Here is a 26,460-nt window from a genome sequence, read left to right as displayed (position 1 = left end):
TCGGGTATAGTTTAGCGCATTTCTATAAGTTTTTCAATCCTCTTTCTACAACTTTAACATTGGTTTTACCATATTTTTCGTACATATAGTTCAGCCATGAGTCCTGAATTTGTGCATGATATCCAACCGGAAGCTTCTTTATGGCCTTTACGTCTTTCAGGTAGATCACAACAGCACTGTCACCCGGTGAACGTCTGAGGTCTGCAAGCAGTTCCTGAGATTGCTGTGTGTAGCTTTCTTTATTGTCAAACTGTATCCAGATTTCCCTTGGCATATTGTCAAAGGGACGGATTTTTTCAAGGATCAGTTTGCTGGCGCGATCGTCCTCTGCAGATACTCTGCCCTGAATAAATACTCTGCCTTCTTCATTTAGAAACTGCTGACTTTTCTCATAATCTCTGGGGAACACAACTACCTCCACTGTTCCTACCAGATCCTCCACTGTGAGGAATGCCATAACCTTATTATTCTTTGTATATTTGATGGTTTTATCCGTAATCATTCCACCGATAATTACTTTCTGACCATCCGTGACTTTCGGAAGATTTGTCTCCTCATCCTGCTGAAAATCCGAGGTTTTCGCAGAAATGGTTTTCTCCATCATTTCCCGGTAATTTTCCAGAGGATGACCACTGAGGTAGATTCCCAGAACTTCCTTCTCATATCCCAGAAGTTCCTCTTTTCCGAATTCCTCCACATCGGGCATACGGATTTCAAATTCTTTCTTGTCCTCCTCGCTTACCAGATCAAAAAGACTCATCTGTCCGGCCAGTGAATTCTTCTTCTCCTGACTGATGTTGTCGGAAATCTTCTGATAAACCAGCATTTTCTGGCGGCGGTTACCATCCAGGCAATCCAGTGCACCTGCTTTGATAAAGTTTTCTACTGCACGCTTATTCATCTGCGGAGAGTTTCGTTCCATAAAATCCTTCAGGGAACGATATTGTCCGTTCTCTTCCCTCTCTCTTACCAGGCTTTCAATAACCGGACGTCCCACACTCTTTATAGCGGACAGACCATATCGGATCGCACCGTTATCTACAGAGAATCCGTACATTCCACAGTTCACATCCGGCGGCAGGATCTTAATCCCCATCTGTCTGCAGACCAAAATATATTCTGCAACCTTATTTGGAAAATCAATAACCGATGTCATAAGTGCAGCCATAAATTCTACAGGATAATAGTACTTCAGATAGGCTGTCTGGTAGGAAACAACTGCATAGGCTGCTGCATGGGACTTATTAAAGGCATATTTGGCGAAATCAATCATTTCATCATAGATTTTATTTGCCGTTGCCTCATCAATTCCATTTGCAATACAGCCTGGAACTCCCTCTGCTTCATTTCCGTAAACAAAGTTCTGGCGCTCCTTTTCCATGACAGAGGCCTTCTTTTTGGACATTGCACGGCGCACCAGGTCGCTTCGGCCCAGAGTATAACCTGCCAGGTTACGAACGATCTGCATAACCTGTTCCTGATAGACAATACACCCATAAGTAGGCTTCAGGATCGGCTCCAGCTGAGGGCAGTCGTAACGGATGGTATCCGGACGGTTTTTGCCTCGGATATACTGAGGGATAAAATCCATGGGGCCCGGACGGTAAAGAGAAATTCCTGCGATCACATCTTCCAGACTCTGAGGCTTCAGTTCCTTCATGAAGTTTTTCATTCCCGCACTTTCAAGCTGAAATACACCATCAGAACGACCGGTGCCGAGGGAATCCAAAACCTTTTTATCATCATAATTAATCTTCTGCATGTCCAGAGTCACTCCTGCATCCTTCTGGATCAGCTTTACTGCATTCTGGATCACAGTCAGAGTACGAAGTCCCAGGAAGTCCATTTTTAAAAGTCCCAATTCTTCCAGTGTTGTCATGGTAAACTGAGTGACAATAGACCCGTCTGATGCTCTGGAAAGCGGTACATATTCTGATACGTCCTTCTGGCTGATAACAACACCTGCCGCATGCATGGAGGTATGTCTTGGAAGTCCCTCCAGACGTCTTGCCATATCGATCAGATAATGAATTTCATCCTGCTCTTCATATGCTTTTTTCAGCTCAGGGTTCATAGTAAGGGCTTTATCTATAGTAATATTTAATTCCTGCGGGATCATTTTCGCAATGGAATCCACCTGTGCATAAGGCATATCCAGTACACGGCCCACATCCCGGATCACACCACGGGCTGCCAGCGTACCAAAAGTAACGATCTGAACCACACAGTCATCCCCATATTTACGGCGGACATATTCAATAACCTCCTGCCTTCTTTCGAAGCAGAAGTCAACGTCAATATCAGGCATAGATACTCGTTCCGGATTCAGAAATCGCTCAAAGAGCAGATCATAACGAATAGGATCAAGCTGTGTTATGCCCAAGGTATAAGCAACCAGACTTCCCGCTGCAGAGCCACGTCCCGGTCCTACCATAATGTCATGATCGCGGGCATATTTGATAAAATCCCATACTATAAGGAAGTAATCCACGTAGCCCATATTTTTTATAGTAGATAATTCGTAATTCAGACGAGCTTTTAATTCCTCTGTAACCGGCTGATAACGTTCCTCCAGTCCCTCGAAGCATAGCTTGTTCAGATATTCCCAGGATGTAAGACCATCCGGCACATCGAATCTTGGAAGCTTGGTCACGCCAAATTCAATCTCAACATGACATCTCTGTGCAATCTTATGTGTATTCTCCAGAGCTTCCAGGGCATATGGAAAAAGTTCTGCCATTTCCTCAGGGGATTTCACATAATACTGGCCGCCCTCATAACGCATTCTGTCCTCGTCTGCCAGTTTCTTGTTTGTCTGCAGACAGAGAAGAATATCATGAGGATCAGCATCCTCCGCCCTTGTATAATGCACATCATTGGTTGTAACAAGGTCAATCCCTGTTTCTTCGTGCATACGGAGAAGTTCCTGATTTACCAGTCTCTGCGCAGGAATTCCATGATCCTGTAATTCCAGGAAGAAATTGCCTTTTCCAAAAATATCCTGATAACGAAGAGCTGCTGCCTTTGCATCCTCATACATGCCTCTCTGAAGATATCTGGCAACCTCACCTGCAAGGCAGGCACTTAAGGCAATAATCCCTTCATGGTACTCTTTTAATACCGCAAGATCTACTCGCGGTTTATAATAGAATCCTTCTGTAAAACCCTTGGACACAATTTTCATCAGATTTGCATAACCCTGATTATTCTCTGCCAGAAGAACCAGGTGGTAATATCTGTCTTCGCCGCTTCCTGCTTCACGGTCAAATCTGGAACCGGGAGCTACATATACCTCACATCCCAGAATCGGATTGATTCCCTCGGCTCTTGCTGCACGATAAAAATCAATCACACCATACATAACTCCATGATCTGTGATCGCCGCACTGTCCATGCCAAGTTCTTTGACACGGGCTACATATTCTTTTATCTTATTGGAACCATCCAGCAGACTGTATTCTGTATGGACGTGAAGATGTGTAAACTCCAACTCTATTTCTCTCCTGTTCTAATATCTGCAATTTTATCGCAGAATATTTTTATAAATTTAACTGAATCAGGTAAGTCCCATGCTTCAATTGCGAAAAGCAATAATCATTGGGTGGGGACTTGCTTGTCTGTTACTATTTCGCGTAGATTCTCTTATCCTTAATCTCTACTTTGCCTTCCTTCATCAGATGGCCAATGGCACGTTTAAATGCTCCCTTACTCAGACCAAATTCTCTCTGGATCACTTCTGGTGATGCCTTGTCATCAAATGGAAGAACACCTGCAAATTCATTGATCACTTCAAGGACATTCTCCGCATCCTCATTGATCTGAAGATATGCTTTCTGGCGATCTGTGACGTTCATTTTTCCGTCTTCTTTTACTTCGCTGACACGCAGCTCAAGGATCTTGCCCGGACGGTATTTTCCCTTGGCTTCTCTTGCAGGGATCAGTGCGGAATATTTATCATCAACTGCCACAAATACACCGAATCTGTCACTGATCTCATAAACACGGCCCTTCACCATATCTCCCACTACATAAGGAGTTCTGGTGGAAAGGTAATGATAAACCTTCATAGTTGCGCAGAGACGGCTGCTCTTGTCGATGTAAAGAGCTACCAGTACATCCTCTCCCTCTCTTACTTTCAGAGTCTGTTCATGATATGGAAGCAGAAGGTCTTTCTCCAGTCCCCAGTCAAGGAATGCACCGATTCTGGTCACCTGAGAGACTTTCAGAACTGCTGTCTGACCTACCTGAAGCTTCGGTTCTTTTGTTGTTGCAATAAGACGGTCCTGGGAATCCTTGTAGATAAATGCTTCAATGCTGTCGCCTTCTTTTGTTCCTTCCGGAACCTGTCTAGACGGAAGAAGGACACGGTTCTTTGCATCTGCCTGCATATCCTCACCCAGATATACACCAAAATCTACGGACTTTACTACTGTTAATTTCTGTTTTTTTCCTAACTCTATCATATAATCTCCATTTCTGTTGTGTTAATCAAGCGGATAAACTCATCCGCTACAATACGGAAGCTTTGTATTTCAGTATAACATAAATAATAAAGGCGGCACAATGCCGCCTTTATTATTTTTATTATCTTATTTTAGTCAGACAAATTGTTACTGTTCACTATGGATCAGGATGTATTTTATTCCAACTCGATTTCACATACACTCAGACAGATTCTTTATCGTTTATTATATATTCTGCATCCACTTGCATGCCAGTTCTATCCAGGACTGGCATTCTTTCTGTACACAGCCGCCGTCTTCGTGGCTTGTCTCTTCGTTTGCAAGACTTAAACCATGTCCGCCAACCGGATAAAGATGCATTTCTACCGGAATTTCAAATTTGCGCAACGCATTGAAGAACAACAGAGAATTCTCTACAGGAACACAATCATCTGTCACTGTATGCCACAGGAATGTGGTTGGTGTATCTTTAGATACCTGGAATTCCAGAGACTGTTCTTTTCTCTTATCAAGATCATTATAATCCTCTCCAAGCAAGCATTCAAAGGAACCTGTATGTGCAAACTCACCGGAAGTGATCACCGGATAACTTAAGATCATACCATTTGGTTTCACCATATCAGAAGTTACCCCAAGTGTCTGTGCAATAAAATCTTTCTTCCAGAAAACGCCAAGACTTGCTGCCAGATGACCACCTGCGGAAAAGCCCTGCAGAACAATTTTATTCGTATCAATATGAAACTCTGCAGCATTTTTTCTTAAAAAAGCAACAGACTTCGCAAGCTGCAAGAGTGCCAGTGGATATCTGGCAGGTTCTACGCTATAGCGCAGGATCACTGCATGATATCCCCTTACCAGATACTGCATGGCGATCGGTTCTGCTTCTCTGTCAGAAGTCATAGCATACCCGCCTCCCGGGCAGATCACAACTACCGGACGCTTTCTGTTGATATGCATTTCAATGGAATTATCCAGAAAATAAGTGTATAAATCTGCAGTTTCTTTATATCCGTCTACTGCAATTTCAATCTTCTTATAAATCATAAGTTCCTCCTGTATATTTCATCATTTTTTCCATTTCTACTCCCCATTCCGCTAATTTTTGGGGAATATTTACAGCTACTTTTCTCAGTTTTGTTTTGCCATCCTTTGCTGCCAGACGCTTATATAAATGTATATTTCCATCTGCATCAAGAACAATATAAAAACACTCTAAAATATGACCTGATCCTACAATTTCCCGTGTTGTATATATATATCCTGCTTTATTCTTTTTTCTTTTAGAAAAAACAATCCCTCTGCTTCTCCTGTCTCGGAAACTTGGAAAATAATCTTCACGTATAATTTCAAGTTCTTCCCATTTATACATTTTTTTGAAAAACAGATACGATATTTTGCAGCCTTCTTTACTTAATGTTACGACTTTTGAAGAGAAAAACAATAATGGTGCATCAATCAAAAACTCAAGAATCAATATTGGAATTCTTTCTCCCTCTTCAGCAGACAGCCCTGTCCAAATAAGCAGTACCGTAATAAGTATTACCATGGTTATCTGCAAAAAATCTCTGATCTTTATTACTTCTTGCTGATATTCTTTTAAATTTGTACAGTCTGCTCCTTTGCTTTGAATTTTTTTTCTTTGTTGCCTCCTCAATTCTATCATTTCATCATATTGTCTTTGTTTTTCTTCTTCTTTTATTCCCTCTCCTTTTTCTGCCTCCACTCCCCATTCCTTCATTTTTTCACGAACATTTACGTACATTTTTCTAATAACTTGCTTTTTTCCTTTTTCTAATTTATAAGAAAAAACATTGCCATGTTCATCAAAAGTAATGTAAAAACAATCTGAAAGCGGAAACGCACCAACGATCATCCTGGTAGTATATTTCTTTTTCTTCTTATTTACTGCATATTTGGAAAATAAAATCCCCTGATAACGTATGCTCCCTCCTTTACCATATGTATACCAGACATCCTCTCTGATAACAGCAAGCTCTTCCCATTTATAATTTCTCTTCCAAAACAGCCAGGATACCGTACAGCCTTCTCTGCTCAGCACAACAGTTCTCATATAATACAAGATTAACAGCAACATTAATATTTCCACACTAACAATTATAAATTCATATCCCTCTGTTCTTATTTCCTTTCTTTCCAGGAAAATCATCAGCATTCCTATGCCGAATACAAACGCTGATATAAATAATATCAGTATTATATGTGGATCTAATACTCTTATTTTTTCCTGCTGCTCTTTCATATGCATTTCCTCCGGTTGTCTGAAATCCTTACTGTTACTATTCCGGTATATCAACCTAATTTCTTGCATTTTCTTATGAGTTCATTATAAGGTAAATATATGTAATTGTTAAGGTGCAAAATAAAATGTTGCTGTCACGTTTACTGCAAATTAAACGAACCATACAATATTAAAGTTCAGCTGTTATTATCTTTCAAGGATCATGACATCTTTTGCATTCATGCTAACGGTCTGCCCTGAAACGTTCTCCTCCTTCGATAAAGTTGCAGAAAATTGCCCGGACTTTCTGCAATATGGCAGAAGAATTTTCCTTGTTTCTTCTGCTACAAAAAATCTCCCGGATAAGAGAAGCGCTTACTCTTATCCGGGAGATTTTTTATATCTTTAACAAGTTCATATCTTTTATTTTCAGATCAGCAATTATTTATTTCTCTGTCCATAATATGCATTTGCACCATGTTTTCTGAAGTAGTGCTTATCCTGCAGATCCTGTGGTGCAGGTTTTACCTGTGGATTGATCAGCTCACAGCGGGATGCCATCTTGGCAACTTCCTCAAGAACAACTGCATTATGTACTGCTTCATGAGCATCCTTGCCCCATGCAAATGGTCCATGGTTTTTGCAAAGTACTGCAGGTACTGCTTCATAATCTTTGTCCTTAAACAGGTCTACGATCAGAAGTCCTGTGTTTTTCTCATATTCTTCAAATTCCTTGCCTTCCAGGCAGCGTGCACATGGAACTTCACCATAAATATAATCTGCATGTGTGGTTCCATAACATGGGATTGATCTTCCGGCCTGTGCCCAGCTTGTTGCCCATGAAGAATGTGTATGTACAACTCCTCCGATATTCGGGAATGCTTTGTACAGTTCTACATGAGTTGCTGTATCAGAAGATGGATTGTATTTTCCTTCTACCTTATTTCCATTCAGGTCTACAACAACCATATCATCCGGTGTCAGCAGATCATAATCAACCCCACTTGGTTTGATGACAAAAAGTCCTGATTCTCTGTCGATTCCGCTTACATTTCCCCATGTAAATGTAACAAGTCCGTATTTTGGAAGATCCATGTTTGCTTTGTAAACTTCCTCTTTTAATTTCTCCAGCATGATTCGTACCTCTCCTTTTGCTTTTCAGATATTCTTTTACAACAGCTTTCAGATGTTCCGGCTTTTTTCTGCATATCCCACCCGGAAAATCTCTTAATATCTGTATTATAGCACTTGTACGGTACATGTACCAACTTGTATGTTGATTATTTTACTGTTTCTCATACAAAAACTCTTCAGGCAGACTTACCTTGAAATCTTTTGCAAGTGAACGGAAATTGTCCGGTGTAATAGTCTGAAGTTTATTTGGAGTCATAGAAAGAATCTTCACCAGGATCTCTGCAGATTTTTCTACCGTATGGAGCAGACCAAATGTCAGGTCAAAATCTTCACCTGAGCAGAACATTCCATGATGTGCCCAGATAACAACATCATATTTCTTCATTAATTCTGCTGTTTTTATGGCAATTTCTCTTCCACCCGGTACCATCCAGCCGACAACACCTACGCCGTCCGGGAATACAACCGGACACTCTGTAGCAGATTCCCATAACTCTCTTGTAAAGATCTTATCATCCAGTGGCAGAACAAATGTCAGAGCAATTGTATTTGTCGTATGTGCATGATAAATAACACGATGTTTTCCGTTTGTCAGTTTCTTCTTCACTTCATGATTCATCAGATGAGTCGGAAGCTCACTGGTAGGTCTGCCGCCCTCAACCAGGCCCCAGCGGATTCTGTAATTTGTTCCTGTCTCATCCAGTTCAATGATCGCAAGACATACTTCCGGATCCACGATAATATTTCTGAAATATTTACCGCTTCCCGTTACAAGGAAAAACTCTCCTGCTAATCCCGGAACCTCTACCCCGATCGGTATCCATTCTCCAGGTGCATTCAGACGGGGACGAATCATCTCTACTTCCTCCGGTTTCAGACGATAGCTTAAGTTTCCGCCGTTTCTCTCATGCCATCCCTGAAGATAACCGTCATTTGCCATTTTGATAAATCCCTGTACAAATTTAGATTCCAGAATTTTCATAATATATATCTCCTCCGCTTTTTTGTGGTTTTATGTTGTTTGTTTTTAACAATATATTGTTTCTTGTTGTTTATGAATGTATTATATATTGTTTCTTGTTGTTTGTAAATAATTTATTCAAAAAATCTCTCACAAAACCACACATCAATTCCGAAATATCTTTGTCAATTCTGTCCTGCTATTCATCCTGTTCAGAAGATTTTTACCGTTATTTTTGCTGAAATTCTATAATTGCGTATGCTTTTCCGTCTGTATCATCAAGCGATACAATCACCTTTCCTGTTTCTGCTTTTGCTTTCGGGCAGATTATATCTCCAAGTTTTGCCTGCATCTTATACTCTGCACGCATCTGGTATACTTTGAAATCTTCCGGCAGGAAATCTTCTGCCATACAGATATACTGACAGTTGTTTACATGATGATTAGTGTCAAGATGATGCTTCTGCACTGTGAACGATTCCTGTGAAGTCATGTCATCCGGAAGTTTGATTTTCCTCGGTGCATAATCCATTTCCAGCTTTTCGCCGAGTATGTAATTGTCTGTATCTGCAGGTGTCAATCTCACCGGAATCCCTGTACTGATGGCCAGATGTGTCCAGTTGGAGTTCGCCCAGGCAAGCTTCTTCCCATCCATTGTTTCTATGGTGAAATTACGCATACCCATGAATCCTTTGAAATCATAAGGTGCTGTCGTGATCCTGATTTCCGTTCCCATAGCAGGATATTCATCCACAATTACCTGCCAGGAAGAAAGAACCCACGCTCTGTCTCTTGCCTTCAGCACGTCTCCTCCAAGCCCGACCGACTCCGCATGAAATGTACAGCAATCCTGAAAATAGTTCAAAACACCCGGTAATGTCAGTTTGCCGTTCTCACCTGTCTCACTGTATCTGACTCTACTGTTAAAACTGTAATTCATTTTTTATGTCCTCTTTTCTTATGTCGCTATGATTTTTTAATATACTTCTTTTCTATTATTATAACAAGCCAAAAGTATAAGGCATAAAACAGTTTTTTATAAACTGCCCTATGCCTTATCTTTGTTCTACGTTATATTATTTACTGTAATTCTTTGCTACAAATGTGATCATTACCTTAAACAGATCCCCATCCAGGTATAGCTTAAACTCACCTCCCTGCAGCTCTGTCAGGCTCTTTGCGATAGAGAGTCCCAGTCCGCTTCCCTCTGTATTTCTCGCCACATCTCCTCTGATAAATCGTTCTGTCAGTTCATCCGCAGAGATATTCAAAGGCTGTGCTGAAATATTTTTCAGGGAAAAGGTTACTTTTTTATTTCTGTTGCTGATCTCTGCGTAAACTCTGGTGCCCTCCATTGCGTACTTCACAACATTGCCGAATACGTTTTCCAGGACACGCCACATTCTCTGACCGTCTGCGTAGATAATGGACGGTTCGTCTGTGAAATGTACCATCATAGTCAGGTTCTTCTCCTGGAATTTCTCTTCAAATTCTCCGATCACCTGCTGCACCATTTCCACAAAATCAATATCATTCATCTCCAGCTTAATGTTTCCGGTGCTTGCCTTGGATGCCTCTACCACATCCTCTGTGAGCACCTTCAGTCTCTGGGATTTCTCATCCAGGATGCGTAGATATTCCTGTATTTTCGGATCTGTCGGGTTCTCACGTTTCATCAGATCTACATAATTGATAATGGAAGTCAGAGGTGTTTTCAGGTCATGGGAAACATTTGTGATCAGCTCTGTCTGCATTCTTTCCTTTTTCAGGCTGTTCTCCACAGCAGCATCCAGACCACTGCCAATATTGTTGATATATTCTGCCATCACCTTCTGTTTTCCGGTAAGTGTATCTGTTTTGATCTTATACTGCAGTTCTCCATCGCTTATTTTCTTCAGACCATCCATAATACGATCCTGCCCGTCTGCTTTTCTGATGGCGAAAATCATAACAGCCACATCTACAGCCATCAATGCCAGCAGGAATACTCCTGCACCACTGAATACGCAGCCGATGATCAGGAACTGCAAAAATAAAAATGCACCTCCCACAAGCAGAACTTTTATTTTTTCTGCTGTATTTCTGGAAAAAGCTCTGGCAAAATCAGCAAGCTTCCCACTGCATTTTCCAATCCATTTCAGAACTTTTCTAATCATACTGTTTTTCCATAAGGTTCCTGCTTTTATTCTTCTTACCAGGCTGAGATATCCGATCAGAAACCATGCCATTGTATAAGTCCCACATATGAGACAGATAACAATCACTGTCACTACTGCATGACTGTAACCCAATGATGAGTTGGCGATCAAGGTTCCCGATATGATCGTTCCTGCCAGCCATATACCGATTACTGTTCCTGCCGCAATTTCTGTATACCATCTGTCAAATCCGTTGAGATGAATTTCTTCATCCTTTGGTTTCCTTCCTGCTGTCACAGTCAGCCACACCATACCGATCAGCCAGAGCACACTTCCGAAGATTGCTCCTGCCAGCATCGGAAACATAAGCTTTGAATATGTCTCATAGTTCTCTGCCTCATCAGCCATGGAATCTGCCACAGAAAATTTCGTATCAACCGAAACTGCAAATACAAAATCCTTTGTGTCAAAGCTCTGATCAATGGTATGATTCCACACCTGCAGATCTGCACCCGGAATATTTGTAACACACTCACTTAATTCCGGGTAAACAACTGCATATGCTTTTTCCTTAAATATTTTCTCAAGGTTCTGCTCCAGCTGTGCGTAACTGCTGTACGCTTTTTTATTTGTATAGATTGTCTGTGTTTCTTTATCTGCGAAAAGATATGTGAGGTTGGTACTCCCTTCGGTATAGTCTCCCACGCTGTGAAAGACGGATGCCAGTGATGTTTCATAATCATTGAACTGTTCATCTGACTGTATGGCACGGATGCAGTCCAGAAGTGTGAATAACTCCTTATATGCATCCTCCAGTCTCCCATTCCATTCCGTGCTTTTGTTTACCGCATCCAGGATATTCTCAGCTCCCTGTGGTGCAAATTTCTCGTCCAGCTGACTCAGTTCTACGAAAAAACATCCCGGATATTCTGTGTTTGTTCTGGTATCCGTAACGTTGCCGATATTCTCTGATTGTGAGGTATATCTGTAATAAAGTTCATCTGCTACGGTATCCAGTTTCTCGGACTCGGTCTTTGATTCGAAATCATCTTCTTCAAGAAAATCTGTATTGTAATTAATTTTCAGTGTTCCATCTGCCACCATCTTTTTAAAGTCAGTCCGATAAAAATAGTGGCTGGTTCCGTCAAAAGATTCACATCTTATGACCTGTGAATCTTCGTCATAAACACCTTCATAATAGTTTGCCTCCCAGTCTTTTCCCCACTCCAGAAGATCACTTACAGAGTACGCAAGCCCGGAAGTATTTTTCAGAGAAAGGTCTCTGATGGAATCACGGGTGTTTCCTTTTTCCTCAAATTCTGCCAGATCGATCACTGCCGATGAACCAGCATTTTTCAGATAGTTAATGTCATCCTGCGCTGCCAGACTGACCAGAATATCTGATCCTCTGTTGCTGACCTGTTTCTCAAATGCTTCTGATTCTGTGTAACTTTTGCCTCTGTCATCCAGGCGGATTCCAGTCTGATAGATCATCACAAACATAGCTACACAGACTGCTGCTGCAACTGCTGCCAGATGCGCGATCACGATCCAGATTGCCTTGACAGAACTGCTTCTGTATCCTTTTCCCTTCATAATGTTTGTCCCTTTCCTTTTTTATTTAATTTATTGCTTTGTCAAGCGGATATTCGCAATCCGCTTTGCTACTTGCTCATAACCAAATAACTGCTTCACAGTTTATCAGAATGTGCTTGCACACCTCCTGATACAAGCAAGTCCCCACCCACTGCTTATTGCTTTTCGCAATTGAAGCAGGGGACTTACTTGATTTGGTTAAATTTTTTCCACCTTATATCCAAGTCCCCACACAACCTTCAGGTATCTTGGCTCCCTTGGATTAATCTCAATTTTTTCTCTGATATGCCGGATATGCACTGCCACCGTATTATCTGCAGCAACTGCTTCCTCATTCCAGATATTTTCATAAATCTGATTAATAGAAAATACCCTTCCCTGATTCTTCATCAGAAGAAACAGGATATTGTACTCAATAGGTGTCAGCTTTACCACATCACCGTCTACCCTGACTTCCTTCAGATCATCGTTTATACTCAGACCTCCTGTCTCGTAGATATGAGCATTCTCCACAGGTATTGCTGCTCCCAGCCTTGTATATCTGCGAAGCTGTGATTTCACCCTCGCCACCAGTTCCAGCGGATTAAAAGGTTTTGTCACATAATCATCTGCTCCTACATTTAATCCAAGGATCTTATCTGCATCTTCTGATTTTGCAGAAAGAATAATGATCGGAAGAGGATTCTCTTCCCTTATCTTCAAAGTAGCCCGGATGCCATCCAACTTCGGCATCATAATATCTATGATCAGCAGATCCACCGGCTGACTGCGCAATACGTTAATCGCCTCCACACCGTCGTATGCCTTCAGGACCGTATAGCCTTCCTGCTCCAGATAAATACTGATTGCCTCTACAATGTCTTTATCATCATCACAGACCAGAATATTCGCCACTTTACACACCTCCCTCATCATCCGAAATGCCTGTCTGAAATCTCTCATTACAGACACTCCGGCTTCTTATTTTGTGTTTCTGCTATTAGAATAATCGAAGCATCTTAATATGAAAGGGACAAATTCTTAAGATTTTCTTATGATTATTCACTTTTCGCAGTCAAAATATCAGGCTGTTAATCTGTCACTTTTATCAGGCTCCTATTTTCATCCAATTCTTCTATTCGTTCTGCTGTATACATTTTTTATCTCATCTTTTCTCTTTTTCTGACAGTCAATAATAGACTGAAAATCATTATATCATTTCACATATATTACTTCTATAGAATATTCTCTTCTGTTTCCCATTTCCACACCCATCACTGTTTATTCCATTCTCCATAACTCACAACCAATCTATAGCAACCCTCGTAAATAATACTTCCATCAACGCACCAGGGGATCATCGTTATATGTTTTTTGGTATTTTATTAACAATCTTCATACATATCGCATAATTTTTTATTGATTTTGTACAATATTATTTATTTTTCGGCAAAACAATGCTACAATGTTTTATAAGATTAATGTACTGATTTATAACTGTTCAATGGTCTGATAACCGCAAAGCTACTGAACAGTTACACGTTTTTTTTCAACGAGGGAGGTATTCTTATGAATCTGGAAAACATGACAAAAATCTACGCCCGTGGTGACAGCCGCATTCAGCTGAAGGTAATTCCCGGACATTTCGTCACATCTCAGTCACATATCACTCACTATCTGGATCTTACAACTATGAAATCCAGAACTGCCGAGGCACAGAATATTGCTCACGAACTGGCTGCTAATTATGAAGTATCTACTCCTGTTGATACCATTATCTGTATGGACGGACTGGAAGTAATTGGCGCATATCTTTCTGAAGAACTTACCAAAGCCGGCATTTTTTCCCTGAATGCTCATCAGACGATCTACGTGATTACTCCTGAATCCAGCAATTCCGGACAGATTATCTTCCGTGATAATTTTCAGCCAATGATCAAGGGCAAAAATGTACTGATCCTCAATGGTTCGATTACCACAGGCTCTACTTTGTCCAAAGCAATCGAGAGCATTCTGTATTACGGAGGCACTATCAGAGGTATCGCAGCCATATTCAGCAGAGTAGACAGCGTGGCTTCTCTCCCTGTATATTCTATTTTTAACACCAAAGATATACCGGACTATCATTCCTATTCATCTACAAAATGTCCAATGTGTCAGAGGCAGCAGAAAATCGATGCCATTGTCAGCAGCTACGGATATTCAGCTCTGTAAATCTTCGAAGTATTTTATAAAGAAATTGTTACCAGAATTGATGACTTTGTCTGGGGACCGGTGATGCTGATCCTGTTGGTCGGAACCGGTATCTTCCTGACTGTGCGCACCAGATTTCTTACATGGCGTAACCTTGGCTATGCACTGAAAAGCACACTCAGCAAGGAAGCCCGCACCAAGAGCCGCGGACAGGGAGATGTATCCCCTTTTTCCGCACTGACAACCGCACTGGCAACCACCATCGGTACCGGAAATATCGTCGGTGTTGCCACAGCCATGGTTTCCGGTGGTCCCGGAGCTCTGGTATGGAACTTCTCCGATATCGCCAACGCACTGATGGCTATCCCGAACCAGATCTGCATGCTCCTGTTAAGCGGCGAGATTGCCAAAGATGTAAAAGAATTCCAGCCGGAGATTAAAAAATAGTTACCCACATCATTCTTTTTATCATCCTGAAGTAAAATGCAGCCAGAACCTTGTTCCATCAGGTTCTGGCTGCATTTTACAGAAATCTTGTACGCCGGGTACAAATAAACACTTACTTTATTGATGGCATACTTCCATATACTGTTTTACATCTGAAGCGATTGATATATATGGTGTTCCATATGGGATCCAGGTTGACTGAAAAGCATGATATACATCTGATTTTCCCGGCCATACTGTTCCTATCACATTATTATTTTCATCTAACTGATGAAACCAGGAACCATTTTTATAATCCAATACCTTATCATCCAGGTATCTCATAAACTCTTCATAATCTTTTGCATATTTCTGCTTATGAGTTATATGCCATAAGACTGCTGATGTATTGATTGCCTCTGCCAATGTCCAATGCATTCTGTCATGAACAACAGGTTTTCCATCCCAGTCAGTCGTATACACAATTCCAGGATTTCCATCCACATTCCAGGAATCTTCAACTGCTCTGTTGTAGAGTTTCTCTGCAGCTTTTAAATATACTTCTGCAGAATCAGGGGTATCTTTATAAGAAGAATATGCCCACTGCACGATCAATCTGGCCCACTCAATTCCATGGCCCGGTGTTGCTCCATAAGGTTTAAAACGATCAGCAGGACATTCTTTATTGCAATCAAGATCAGCTTTCCATTCCTTTGTAAAATGTTCAGGTATTCTCCAGTCATTTGCGCTTGCCCATCCAATAACATGATCTATAATTCTTCCTGCACGTATTCTGTACTTTTCTTCTTTTATTGCATCTGCTACTGCCAGAAACGCTTCTACTGTATGCATATTTGCATTAAGACCGCGATAATCATCAAGAACTGTAAATTCTGTATTCCAGGTATCATAAGTAAGTCCCTGTTTCTCATCCCAGAACCGTTTATCAAATAATTCCAATGCATCTTTAAGCAGAGTTTCTGCATCTTTTTCTCCTGCCAGCAAAGCAGAAGAAGCAGCCAGAAGAACAAATGCATGAGCATAACACTGTTTATCTGGCAGGAATTTATTATCCGGTGTAATTCCCGGATACCATCCTCCATTTTCACGATCTTTCAGTTCTTCCAGTAATCCATGTACAGCACCATGTACCAGTGCCGGACTTTCTTTATCCCCAAGCATGATTCCCATACTATATACATGGACCATACGGCATGTGATCCATGTTTCTCTGTTTCTGTCTTTCCATGGTGTTCCATCATCCCCAAGGAAATAAGCACTTCCTCCCGGTGATAAAAATCCTTTTCCAAAATTTAAAAGATTTTTCTGCAATTCACCTAAGAACATTTTATTTTCTTCTGTATCTATCTGATATTTTTTACCCGAATTTTCCATCTTAATCTTACCTTTCACTTCCAAAAAATTTCAGTTTCTCTTATAGCACAAAAAAGCACCTCATACCGAGGTGCCTCATGTAGCAGGGCTACAAGGATTCGAACCTTGAACTGACGGAGTCAGAGTCCGTTGCCTTACCGTTTGGCGATAGCCCTTTATGTTTTGTTTTCGCTACTTCGTTCGCGACAATTGGTATTATATAATAGTCTTTCAAAAAATGCAACCCCTTTTTTGAAATTTTTTTAATTTTTTTTATTTTTCTTCAAAAACATGAAAATACCGCCTATTTCCCGGAGTTTTTTTATGTACTCTGGGAAAAATTATGCTATAATCAATAAAAACTTATTGCTGCTTCTGATATACTCTTTCTTAAATATAACAATTCTCGTAACTGGTGTGCCGACAGGTTGACGCAAGATTGTTTCAAGAATCAACTTGTCGGCACACTAGAAACTTGCTATAGAGACCAAAGCAGCAGGAAATCTTAATAATAATTTCTCCAGACTATATATTATGATACTGAGGTCAAAAGCTATTCAGCCCTGGCCTGATATCTGTAAATTGCGATAAACAGTTACACCCGAGATATTATTATGAACCCAAAAGGAGAGCTATATATGAGAGCTAATAATCTTACTCTGCTCACAGACCTTTATGAACTTACTATGATGCAGGGCTATTTTAAGAACCCAACAAACCAGACTGTTATCTTCGATATGTTTTACCGTACCAATCCATGCGGAGGTGCATTTGCCATCACTGCCGGACTGGAACAGATGATTGAATATATTGAGAATCTTAAATTCACAGATGAAGATATCGAATACCTCAGAAGCCTGAATATTTTTGAAGAGGACTTCCTTGAATATTTAAGCAACTTCCGTTTTACAGGTGATATCTATGCAATTCCTGAGGGAACAGTTGTCTTCCCAAGAGAACCGCTTGTCAAAGTTGTAGCACCTATCATGGAAGCTCAGCTTGTAGAGACAGCAATCCTGAATATCATCAATCACCAGAGCCTCATTGCTACCAAAGCAGCCCGTGTTTGCTATGCTGCAAAAGGTGATGCGATCATGGAATTTGGTCTGCGTCGTGCCCAGGGACCGGATGCAGGTATCTTTGGCGCACGTGCCGCAGTCATCGGTGGATGTGCCGGTACTTCCTGTGTTCTCACAGGCAAAATGTTCGACGTACCGGTCCTTGGAACTCACGCACACAGCTGGATCATGAGCTTCCCGGATGAATATACCGCATTCAAAACCTATGCCAAACTTTATCCCAATGCCTGCACCTTACTGGTAGATACCTATGATGTCCTGAAATCCGGTGTTCCAAATGCAATTCGTGTATTTGAGGAAATGCGCGAAGAAGGTATTCCGCTTACCAAATACGGTATCCGTATCGACAGTGGTGATCTTGCCTACCTTTCCAAAGAAGCATATAAGATGCTTGCTGCTGCCGGATTTGACGATGCAGTTATTTCCGCTTCCAGCGATCTGGACGAATATCTCATTGAGAGCCTGAAGGCTCAGGATGCCAAGATTAATTCCTGGGGTGTCGGAACACGGCTGATCACCGCCAACGATAATCCTGCATTCGGCGGTGTATACAAACTTGCTGCTGTCAAAGATGCAGACAGTACCGAATTTACACCTAAGATCAAGCTTTCCGAAAACACAGAGAAAGTAACCAACCCTGGAAATAAAACCGTATATCGTCTCTATAATAAGAAAACCGGAAAAATCAGGGCAGATCTTATCTGCCTTGCTGATGAAAAGCTTGATGCAGACCAGAACATGGTTCTCTTTGATCCAATCGATACCTGGAAAAAGACAAAAGTTCTCGGCGGAACCTATGAAGTACGCGAACTTCTCGTTCCTGTCATCAGAGAAGGTAAACGGGTCTATGAATCTCCATCTGTTATGGAACTTCGCGAATACTGCCAGAAAGAGCAGAATACTCTCTGGGATGAATCCAGACGTTTCGTAAATCCTCAGAAAGTATATGTAGACCTTTCTCAGAAACTCTGGGATCTGAAAAAAGATCTTCTGGAAGAAATGAGTGAGAAAGCTCTCGACTGAGCATAAACTCAGATTAAGAGTAACAAAACAGACAAGTCCCCGGCTCCAACCGCAAAAATCAACAGGCAGTTGAAGCCGGGGACTTACTTGATTCAGTTAAAACATATGCTGACATCACAAATTTCGCTTTTAGTCCCAACTCTCATATTCGGTCCAAAAAGCCCTACACCGGATGTAACGATATTATGCATATTTCCTTTTTTCAGATAACCACAGGGATTTTCCCAGAAGAATCTGATCACAATATTTCCCGGAAATACCTGTCCGTCATGGGTATGTCCGCAGAGATCTACGTCCACACCTGTATCCGCCAGTTCCTGAAGTTCTCTCGGCTCATGATCGATAACCAACACTGGCAGTGACACATCCATACCCTCTGTGATTTCCTGCGGAGTCTTTCGTTTATCAATCCCCCGTCCCGGACGCTCATAATCCGGTCTTCCATACAGATAAAAAGAATCATCAATGAGCACATACTCATCTCTCAGAAGCGTAATCCCCGCTTTCTCCAGAAACTCATCCATCTCCGGGGTACTCTCTTTCTTTTCCTTACTGCCAAAGGTGAAGCCTGCCAGGATCTTTTCCTGAATATCATGATTTCCGTAACATGCATACACACCATACTTCGACCGAATTCCTCTCAATATCTCTGCCAGTTTTTCCGGATCATCCAGTGCCTCATATTCATTGTCAAAAATATCTCCTGCCACTACCACCAAATCCGGATTCTGCTCATTGATCTTCTCTGTCATCTGCTCCATCTGCTTGCATCCAATATTATATCCCAGATGAAGATCTGCGATCAGAACCACATTTAATTCCTTCATATTTCCTGCCTTTTTATCAACAGAAATATTGTACTTCGTTGTATGTATATTTCCGGCACTGAGCACTCCGTAAATACTGACTGTTGAAATGATCACCGCACAGACAGCTCCCACAACAGCAGTTCCCATATTACTGAAAAGCAATTCTCTCCCCGGAAAGGCAAAATTTCTAAGAGGATATTTCAGTAACAGTCTCAATCCATCCGCGATTCCCAGAGTCATAAGTGTATACATCAAAACACCGAGCCAGTAATTACTCAGAAGCTTCATAAATCTCCTGAATCCTGATGCAGGTGCCATAAATGCGATCAGTATACTAAACACTACAAATAAATATACAAGTCCAATCCCCCTGCACACCCACACATTCCGAAAAACCGTATGCAGTACCTGAAACCAGTGCAGGCTGCGAAGCAGGATATACACGCATACCAACAGATAAAACGGTGCCAGATATATTGCAGCCATATAATATGTCTCCTTTCCAACTCTCATTGCCATAACAATTTTATTACTATAACAATTCCAGAAAATCATAACTGCTTCTTATTATACAAAAAAGAATCCTCAGCCGCCACTATAAGCTGCTGAAGATTCTATTAATTTTACTGTTCCATCTGTCTTCCCAGAAATCCGCTTGCTGTTCTGATGAGCATCTTCTCTGATTCACCCATCACATCTCTTTCATTCTTTCCCAGTAAAAGAACCGAACCTACTGTATCTCCTGCACTGATAATAGGCTGCATGATCTGGGAATACAAAGGTTCTCTCTGTTCCTGAGTCACAGGTATCCTGCCTCTGTCATTTCCGTTGGCAAACACAGAGCTTCTCTCCGTAATTGCATCTTCCAGAGCTTTGCTGATAGGTTTTCCCATATATTCCCTGCTTCCCTGTCCCGCAGCAGCCACTACCTGATCGTGATCTGTGATACACGCTACCATCCCGCTTGACTGCGCCAGCGCCTCTGCATATTCCTTTGCAAAAACATTCAGTTCTCCGATAGGGGAATACTTTTTCAGAATAATCTCCCCCTCCCGGTCAGTAAAAATCTCCAGTGGTGTCCCCTCTTTTATCCGCAGCGTTTTTCTGATCTCCTTAGGAATGACCACACGCCCCAGATCATCTATGCGCCGAACAATTCCTGTCGCTTTCATGCACTTTTCTTCCTCCTGTTTTTCCTTTTATCGAAGTTTACTGTCTTTGTACCCTTCAGTTTCCATATCATGTGTTGTATGGTTATTATGTGGAAAAACAGGGAGAATATACATTTCTGTATTTACAAAAAATGCCATTTAACTGCAATCAAGCGGTTATTTCCCGGAAAGTAATTCCATCAGTTCCTCTTTTGTGAAGCTGCCTCCGTTAAGCCCTTCGCCCTCCAGGATCTGATCTGCCAGTTCACGTTTCTTTTCCTGCAGTTTCAAAATATTTTCTTCAATCGTATCCTTCACGATCAGCTTGTATACATTCACTACATTCTTCTGACCAATTCTGTGTGCTCTGTCCGTTGCCTGATTCTGCACTGCCAGATTCCACCATGGGTCAAAATGGATTACAATATCTGCTGCCGTCAGATTCAGACCGGTTCCTCCTGCCTTCAGAGAAATACAGAATACCTGTGTGTTATCTGTGTTAAAGTTCTCTACCATCTGTGCACGCTTCTCCTTACTTGTAGAACCAGTCAGCATATAGTAACTGATCTTCTCCTCTTCAAGGCGCTTCGCAAGATGGTCAAGCATTGTCGTAAACTGCGAAAACAACAGAATCTTATGTCCGCTCTCCACTGCATTACTGATCATATTCAGGCACATATCCACTTTTGCAGAATCAGCTTTATAATCTGCAAAAATAAGAGACGGATCACAACAGATCTGGCGCAATTTTGTCAGCTCTGCCAGAATTGTAATCTTTGAGGTCTTAAATTCTTCTTCGGACTGCTTATCCAGCATCAGCATCATCCGTTTCACATGTGCATCATAAAGCTTCTGCTGCTCTCCTGTTAGCTGTACAAACATATTCTCTTCCAGCTTATCCGGCAGATCTGTAAGCACTTCCTTCTTCAATCTTCGGAGTACAAACGGCCGGATCATTTTCTGCAGACGTTTCATTGCATCTTCATCTGAATTCTGAACTGCCGGAATTTCAACTTCTTCCCTGAACTTCTTATAACTGTAAAGGAAACCGGGCATCAGATAATCAAATATACTCCACAATTCACTCAGGCGGTTTTCCACCGGAGTTCCTGTAAGAGCCAGCCTGAAGTCTGCCTGAACCTCTTTTACTGCTTTCGCAGCCTGAGTGTTTGCATTCTTGATATACTGAGCTTCATCAATAATCTCACATCTGAACTTATATCCTTCATATTCGCTGATATCCCTTTTCAGCAAATCATAGGAAGTCAGAAGAATATCCTCAGAATCTGCTTCTGCCAGGATCTGTCTTCTCTCTGCTGCAGTCCCTGTCACCATCTTTGCTGTAAGCTCCGGTGCAAAACGTTGAATTTCACTGCTCCAGTTATATACCAATGATGCAGGAGCTATAATTAATGTATTTCTTTGCAGCTTTCCAGTTTGTCCATCTGCCTTCTTTCCATCAGCTTTCTGCGCCTCTGCTGCCTTGCACGCCTGTTCCACTGTCTCAATTTCACTCTGCATATTTAACATTGCAGTTTCTTTTACTGCTATATTTTCAACAACAGTATTCCTTCTTTCCAGAAATTCTGACAGTAGAAATGCAATCACCTGCAACGTTTTTCCAAGTCCCATATCATCTGCAAGTATTCCGCCGAATCCATTATAATTCAATGTCTTAATCCACAGAAATCCCCGTTTCTGATACTCCCGCAGAACTTTATCCAGGCTCTCCGGCACCTCAAAATCATTATCCTCAATGGTCTTCATATTTCTTACCAGCGACTTAAAAGATTTATCCTTTACTGCCGAAACAACCGGATTCTCTTTCAACTGTGCATCCAAATACAACGCACGGTACTTCTGTACTTCAATCTTATCCTGCTTCATCTGCTTATCCGTCAGCTGAAGCCCTGCCCTGAGTTCTTCCACTGTATCCAGACCCGAGTCTGCTGCATTTACAAAAGCTCCGTTTTTCAGACGATAGAACTTTTTCTTCTTATTATATCTGGAAAGAATGTCAATCAGTTCTTCCTTTGAAATATCTCCTGCTGTCATACTCAGCTCCAGCAGATTTCCACTCAGGGAAACACCTACTGTAACCTTTGGCGAATTCCGGACTTCAATCCGTCTCAGCGCATCAGAAATAAATACTTCTCCCACTGCCTGCAGTGCCTGAATTCCTTCTGTCAGAAATTCATATTCCATCTCTTCATCATCCGCAATTACCGCACACTGTTCAAATGGATTAAAAGCATTCGAATATTTATGAATCACATTTCTGACAACTGTTTCTCTATTCATATCCCTTGCTGCAATATCGTCCGTTGTATATAAAGAAAATTCCCTGTCTCCATACTTAACAGTCGCCTTACATGTAACCATATTTTCCTGCGGTGCATCCAGATAAAATCGAAACTCCGGTTTAACCATTCCATAATTTTCCGGATGAAATTCAACCATTCTGCATTTAAAAAACTTCTGGATCACCGGTAAAAGTTCCTGACAGAATGCCGGTACATCTTTATTTTCTATAAACGCTTTCTCACCGGGGATCAAAGACAAACTGTCCAGAAAATCCTTAACAGGTAAAAGCTCTTCTACATTCTCAATATAAATCTTTTTATCATAAAAGCAAATTTTATACTGTTCCGTATTTGCCGCACACGTAAATTTGCTTACCTTCAGTTCAATTCCCTGCTTTGCACCTGTTATGGTCATTTTTCTCGGAAGATGTTCTCTGGTTATTTCCCAGGTTGTGTTTCTGGTTCCTATGGATTCTCCCTGCAATGTCTTTCCTTCCATCAAAAGCAAAAATTCTGCCAGTTCATTTCCTGACAGCTCCAGATGCCTTACCTTTTCCAGAGTTCCCATATAGTATCCATAATAGGAAGAGGATCTGTGAAATTGCCTGTTGTTGTCTGCCCATTTACAGATAAATTTCGCAAGCGGTCTGGATTCCTCGGCAAAGGATTCTATTGTATGGACAAACTGAAGATTTTTCCCATATTTATAATCATCCTGATTTGCTATATGAACATCAAAGGAAAATGCATCCTTCAGTACGTACATTTTATTAATTCCTATTTTAAATTCTACTGTAAATGTTCTTCCGTCAAAATTAAAATATGGTTCCAGCCTTACTTTTCCATAAGTGCTTCCCTGAATCAGTGGAAGAGACTTCGCAACTGCCTGCTTCTGCAATAATGAAGCCAATTCCGGCGTGGTATGCATCTGCACTCCTTTTCTGATCGTATGGGTCAGACCACCTTTTACAATTTTTTCTACAGATTGTCCGTAATCATAACTATCCATATCATTTTCATAATCATTATATTGCAGAAGAACCGCTACACAATGTTTACAAAGTCCACCATATTCTGCATATGCCCGACATTCACAATAGCAGGTATCAACTTCATCATTCTCTGTATCGATTGATACATCTACTTCATAGATATTTCTTCCACTGCCTTTTACAGATGCAACAATTTCATCAAACGCACCCATATTTTTTACATCCATATCCAAAACTTTTCCTGTTGCATAAAGTTCTGCACCTTTACTGTATGATGAAGAATTTGCCATATATCTGATCTGAGTTTTTGAAATCATATTTCTATACCTTTCCTGATACAATTAAAAACTTTTTGTATCATTTTCCCGGTTAAACCTGAGTAAAAAAGAACCCCTTCACCAGGCAGTATCAATCTCTGCTTAAAGTGAAGGGATTTCCTCATCCATCGCTATTTATTTTACACGATAACCCTAGCAACTGCAAGACCATAAACTTTAAGTTTATCGCTTCCATTGCCATAAATCCAACTGATCTGGCCTTCCGGTACAGGAATATTTACAGCCTCTGTTCCGAAGTTCTGATAAATATAATATTTTTCATTTTCATTCTCTCTCACTGTGATCTCCAGTGCGTCCGGAATCTCTTCTTTGATTCCACAGGAAACGCCGCTGTCTTTCAGCACTTTTTCAAGGAAGTCTCCATAGAATTCTTTATCAGCATCTGCTGCCACATACCATGCCTTACCTTTGCCGTATTCATTCACTGTCAGGCAGGAATAGCCTTCATAGAAATCACTTCCGTAGGTCATTAAGGTACGTGCTCCGCGAAGCTCCACAAGATCACACAGATATTTGCATGTATAAGTCTTATCCAGTCCAAGTTCATTGCCTGCCACAGGAACAAAAGAATTCTCTTCCCAGTCATAGAGGCCGTCAATCTCTGTACTTCTGATTCCCAGCACATCCATCAGACCATGAGGAGTTCCTTCCAGATAACACCTGTCTGTGTCATCTGCAATTCCGGACCAGTAGCTTGTGATCAGTGTACCTCCGTTTTCCACAAACTCACGAACCTTTTCGGCAAAACCTTCCTTGAACATATAAACCATTGGCAGAGCCAATACTTTATATTTGTCCAGCTCACAGGTCATATCTATCACATCCACATTCACGCCCTGCTTACGGAAACCTCTGTAGAATTTCAGCATTGCTTCCAGATAATGAAGTCCTTTATTTCTCGGTCCCTGGCTGTCCTCCATTGCCCACTGGCTGTCCCAATCATAAAGCATGGCAGCCGAACTGTTCACAGTTGTTCCTGCCAGTTCTCTTATTTCTTTCAAAGTTTCTCCAACTCTGGAAACTTCTTTGAACACTCTTGTATCATTTCCACCGTAATGATCGATCACTGCTCCATGGAACTTCTCAGAAGCACCTCTGCTCTGACGGATCTGGAAATAGAGAGCACCCTCTCCGCCATGTGCGATCGCCTGCATGGACTGTGCAAAAAGCATTCCCGGTTTCTTTAATTTGCTCACACTCTGCCAGTTTGTAGAAGTCGGGCAGGATTCCATCTGGAAAAACGGCTTTCCTTTCAGAGAACGCATCAGGTCATGGCACATTCCATTGTCATAAGCTGTATCGATCACAGCCTCTTTATGCCATGTAGGATAGGTATCCCAGGAAACCACATCTATCTCTTTCGCAATCTTAAAATAATCTAAACCTCCAAAATAATGCATCAGGTTAGCAGTAGTCGGAAGTGTGCTTCCTCCCTCTCTCAGTGCTGCAATCTCATGATGAATGAAATCAGCAGTCTGATGAGTGACAAAGCGTTTCCAGTCCAGATTCAGTGCATGAAGCTGTGTCTCACCAATCTTAGACGGACTCTCAATCTGGTCAAAGCTGTTATAGGTATGACTCCAGAAAGTGGTACACCACTGATCATTCAGGTTTTCAATAGTCTGGTATTTCTCTTTCAACCAGTTACGAAATGCTTCCTGACACAATGGGCAGTGACATTCTCCGCCATATTCATTGGAAATATGCCACAGGATCACACCCGGATGTGTGGCAACCTCCTGTGCCAGCTTTTTGTTAATAATATGTACCTTCTCTCTGTAAACAGGAGAAGTATAACAATGATTATGTCTGAATCCAAATAACGCTCTGTGACGCGTTTCATCTACACGAAGTACCTCCGGATACTTATCTGCCATCCATTTTGGTCTTGCACCTGACGGTGTAGCCAAGATTGTAGAAATTCCTCTTTTATAAAGCTTATCAATGATTTCCTGCAGCCATTCAAAATGAAATACACCTTCTTCCGGTTCCAGTGTAGACCAGGAAAAAATCCCAAGGCTTACTACATTACAGCCAGACTCCTCCAACATATCAATATCTTTTGCCAGAATATCCGGCCTCTTTAACCACTGTTCCGGGTTGTAATCACCGCCATGGAGCAGTTTATCTGTTCTAAAGTCCATACTTGTTCTGCCACTCCAAATGTGTTTAAATATACCCAAACACATCGAGAAATTGAAGTCCTTACGAATACTTCTTACTGCTTCATTGTGTATGTTTTGACGATTGCAGGCAATACGC

17 protein-coding genes and 1 tRNA gene are annotated in these 26,460 nt (G+C 41.4%); 3 read left to right on the top strand and 15 right to left on the bottom strand.

The window, feature by feature from the left end; all coding sequences use genetic code 11:
- Positions 1 to 22 precede the first annotated feature (22 nt).
- The 9 genes from LJE12_RS08805 to LJE12_RS08765 form a co-directional block, all read right to left on the bottom strand.
- Complete coding sequence (locus LJE12_RS08805; RefSeq protein ID WP_227226869.1) at positions 23 to 3,490, bottom strand: DNA polymerase III subunit alpha; 3,468 nt, start codon at positions 3,488 to 3,490, stop codon at positions 23 to 25.
- Between the two features lie 133 nt (positions 3,491 to 3,623).
- Positions 3,624 to 4,463 carry a CvfB family protein gene (locus LJE12_RS08800; protein WP_008707806.1) on the bottom strand — a complete coding sequence of 280 codons (840 nt, stop codon included), beginning with the start codon at positions 4,461 to 4,463 and terminating at the stop codon, positions 3,624 to 3,626.
- A gap of 225 nt (positions 4,464 to 4,688) precedes the next feature.
- Positions 4,689 to 5,507, bottom strand: a complete 819-nt coding sequence (locus LJE12_RS08795) for an alpha/beta hydrolase (RefSeq protein WP_055058294.1) — start codon at positions 5,505 to 5,507, stop codon at positions 4,689 to 4,691.
- Entirely contained in the window at positions 5,497 to 6,723 is a 1,227-nt protein-coding gene (locus tag LJE12_RS08790; protein ID WP_227226868.1) for a hypothetical protein, read from the bottom strand. Before LJE12_RS08790 ends, LJE12_RS08795 begins: the two co-directional genes overlap by 11 nt.
- Before the next feature lie 420 nt (positions 6,724 to 7,143).
- Positions 7,144 to 7,836: an L-ribulose-5-phosphate 4-epimerase gene (locus tag LJE12_RS08785; protein WP_271737466.1), complete on the bottom strand. Its 693-nt coding sequence runs from the start codon at positions 7,834 to 7,836 to the stop codon at positions 7,144 to 7,146.
- A 151-nt stretch (positions 7,837 to 7,987) separates the two neighbouring features.
- Positions 7,988 to 8,818: a rhamnulose-1-phosphate aldolase gene (gene rhaD / locus LJE12_RS08780; protein WP_173720450.1), complete on the bottom strand. Its 831-nt coding sequence runs from the start codon at positions 8,816 to 8,818 to the stop codon at positions 7,988 to 7,990.
- Between the two features lie 208 nt (positions 8,819 to 9,026).
- Positions 9,027 to 9,737: an acyl-[acyl-carrier-protein] thioesterase gene (locus LJE12_RS08775; RefSeq protein WP_008707812.1), complete on the bottom strand. Its 711-nt coding sequence runs from the start codon at positions 9,735 to 9,737 to the stop codon at positions 9,027 to 9,029.
- Positions 9,738 to 9,873: 136 nt separating this feature from the next.
- On the bottom strand, positions 9,874 to 12,531 hold the full coding sequence (locus LJE12_RS08770; RefSeq protein ID WP_227226867.1) for a sensor histidine kinase: 2,658 nt from the start codon (positions 12,529 to 12,531) through the stop codon (positions 9,874 to 9,876).
- A 198-nt stretch (positions 12,532 to 12,729) separates the two neighbouring features.
- Positions 12,730 to 13,425: a response regulator transcription factor gene (locus tag LJE12_RS08765; RefSeq protein WP_118593552.1), complete on the bottom strand. Its 696-nt coding sequence runs from the start codon at positions 13,423 to 13,425 to the stop codon at positions 12,730 to 12,732.
- Positions 13,426 to 14,079: 654 nt separating this feature from the next.
- Here LJE12_RS08765 and LJE12_RS08760 point away from each other — a divergent pair.
- Both LJE12_RS08760 and LJE12_RS08755 read left to right on the top strand, forming a co-directional pair.
- Positions 14,080 to 14,724 (top strand): phosphoribosyltransferase, encoded by a 645-nt coding sequence (locus tag LJE12_RS08760; RefSeq protein ID WP_008707815.1) that lies wholly within the window; start codon positions 14,080 to 14,082, stop codon positions 14,722 to 14,724.
- A gap of 63 nt (positions 14,725 to 14,787) precedes the next feature.
- On the top strand, positions 14,788 to 15,150 hold the full coding sequence (locus LJE12_RS08755) for an alanine:cation symporter family protein (protein WP_118593540.1): 363 nt from the start codon (positions 14,788 to 14,790) through the stop codon (positions 15,148 to 15,150).
- A gap of 117 nt (positions 15,151 to 15,267) precedes the next feature.
- Here LJE12_RS08755 and LJE12_RS08750 read toward each other — a convergent pair whose 3' ends face one another.
- A complete protein-coding gene (locus LJE12_RS08750) occupies positions 15,268 to 16,542 on the bottom strand; it encodes an AGE family epimerase/isomerase (protein ID WP_227226881.1) in 1,275 nt (424 codons plus the stop codon).
- A 65-nt stretch (positions 16,543 to 16,607) separates the two neighbouring features.
- Positions 16,608 to 16,679, bottom strand: a tRNA-Gln gene (locus tag LJE12_RS08745).
- 462 nt (positions 16,680 to 17,141) lie between these two features.
- Here LJE12_RS08745 and LJE12_RS08740 point away from each other — a divergent pair.
- Positions 17,142 to 18,605, top strand: coding sequence for a nicotinate phosphoribosyltransferase (locus LJE12_RS08740; protein WP_026649484.1), 1,464 nt, complete (start codon positions 17,142 to 17,144; stop codon positions 18,603 to 18,605).
- Between the two features lie 92 nt (positions 18,606 to 18,697).
- On the opposite strand, the gene LJE12_RS08735 is transcribed toward LJE12_RS08740, so the two are convergent.
- The 4 genes from LJE12_RS08735 to LJE12_RS08720 form a co-directional block, all read right to left on the bottom strand.
- The gene (locus tag LJE12_RS08735; protein ID WP_025578990.1) at positions 18,698 to 19,900 is read right to left on the bottom strand and encodes a metallophosphoesterase; all 1,203 of its coding nucleotides are present in this window, start codon (positions 19,898 to 19,900) and stop codon (positions 18,698 to 18,700) included.
- Positions 19,901 to 20,037: 137 nt separating this feature from the next.
- Positions 20,038 to 20,586 (bottom strand): stage V sporulation protein T, encoded by a 549-nt coding sequence (gene spoVT / locus LJE12_RS08730; protein WP_025578988.1) that lies wholly within the window; start codon positions 20,584 to 20,586, stop codon positions 20,038 to 20,040.
- Positions 20,587 to 20,742: 156 nt separating this feature from the next.
- On the bottom strand, positions 20,743 to 24,177 hold the full coding sequence (locus LJE12_RS08725) for a DEAD/DEAH box helicase (protein WP_055151736.1): 3,435 nt from the start codon (positions 24,175 to 24,177) through the stop codon (positions 20,743 to 20,745).
- Positions 24,178 to 24,317: 140 nt separating this feature from the next.
- The gene (locus LJE12_RS08720) at positions 24,318 to 26,342 is read right to left on the bottom strand and encodes a beta-galactosidase (protein WP_177976497.1); all 2,025 of its coding nucleotides are present in this window, start codon (positions 26,340 to 26,342) and stop codon (positions 24,318 to 24,320) included.
- Positions 26,343 to 26,460 lie beyond the last annotated feature (118 nt).

Source organism: Blautia sp. DFI.6.71 (assembly GCF_020593585.1).
In the GTDB taxonomy this organism is placed as follows: Bacteria; Bacillota; Clostridia; order Lachnospirales; family Lachnospiraceae; genus Blautia_A; species Blautia_A wexlerae.
The sequence above is the reverse complement of the archived record's forward strand: the minus strand, read 5'-3'. Positions and strand labels throughout refer to the sequence as shown.

Excerpts from the sequence above, each read along its gene's own strand:
- LJE12_RS08760 (WP_008707815.1), top strand. The coding sequence starts at position 14,080 with ATGAATCTGGAAAACATGACAAAAATCTACGCCCGTGGTGACAGCCGC.
- spoVT (WP_025578988.1), bottom strand. The coding sequence starts at position 20,586 with ATGAAAGCGACAGGAATTGTTCGGCGCATAGATGATCTGGGGCGTGTG.
- LJE12_RS08775 (WP_008707812.1), bottom strand. The coding sequence starts at position 9,737 with ATGAATTACAGTTTTAACAGTAGAGTCAGATACAGTGAGACAGGTGAG.
- LJE12_RS08740 (WP_026649484.1), top strand. The coding sequence starts at position 17,142 with ATGAGAGCTAATAATCTTACTCTGCTCACAGACCTTTATGAACTTACT.
- LJE12_RS08755 (WP_118593540.1), top strand. The coding sequence starts at position 14,788 with ATGCTGATCCTGTTGGTCGGAACCGGTATCTTCCTGACTGTGCGCACC.
- LJE12_RS08785 (WP_271737466.1), bottom strand. The coding sequence starts at position 7,836 with ATGCTGGAGAAATTAAAAGAGGAAGTTTACAAAGCAAACATGGATCTT.
- LJE12_RS08735 (WP_025578990.1), bottom strand. The coding sequence starts at position 19,900 with ATGGCTGCAATATATCTGGCACCGTTTTATCTGTTGGTATGCGTGTAT.
- LJE12_RS08800 (WP_008707806.1), bottom strand. The coding sequence starts at position 4,463 with ATGATAGAGTTAGGAAAAAAACAGAAATTAACAGTAGTAAAGTCCGTA.
- LJE12_RS08795 (WP_055058294.1), bottom strand. The coding sequence starts at position 5,507 with ATGATTTATAAGAAGATTGAAATTGCAGTAGACGGATATAAAGAAACT.
- LJE12_RS08720 (WP_177976497.1), bottom strand. The coding sequence starts at position 26,342 with ATGGACTTTAGAACAGATAAACTGCTCCATGGCGGTGATTACAACCCG.
- LJE12_RS08725 (WP_055151736.1), bottom strand. The coding sequence starts at position 24,177 with ATGATTTCAAAAACTCAGATCAGATATATGGCAAATTCTTCATCATAC.
- LJE12_RS08770 (WP_227226867.1), bottom strand. The coding sequence starts at position 12,531 with ATGAAGGGAAAAGGATACAGAAGCAGTTCTGTCAAGGCAATCTGGATC.
- LJE12_RS08790 (WP_227226868.1), bottom strand. The coding sequence starts at position 6,723 with ATGAAAGAGCAGCAGGAAAAAATAAGAGTATTAGATCCACATATAATA.
- rhaD (WP_173720450.1), bottom strand. The coding sequence starts at position 8,818 with ATGAAAATTCTGGAATCTAAATTTGTACAGGGATTTATCAAAATGGCA.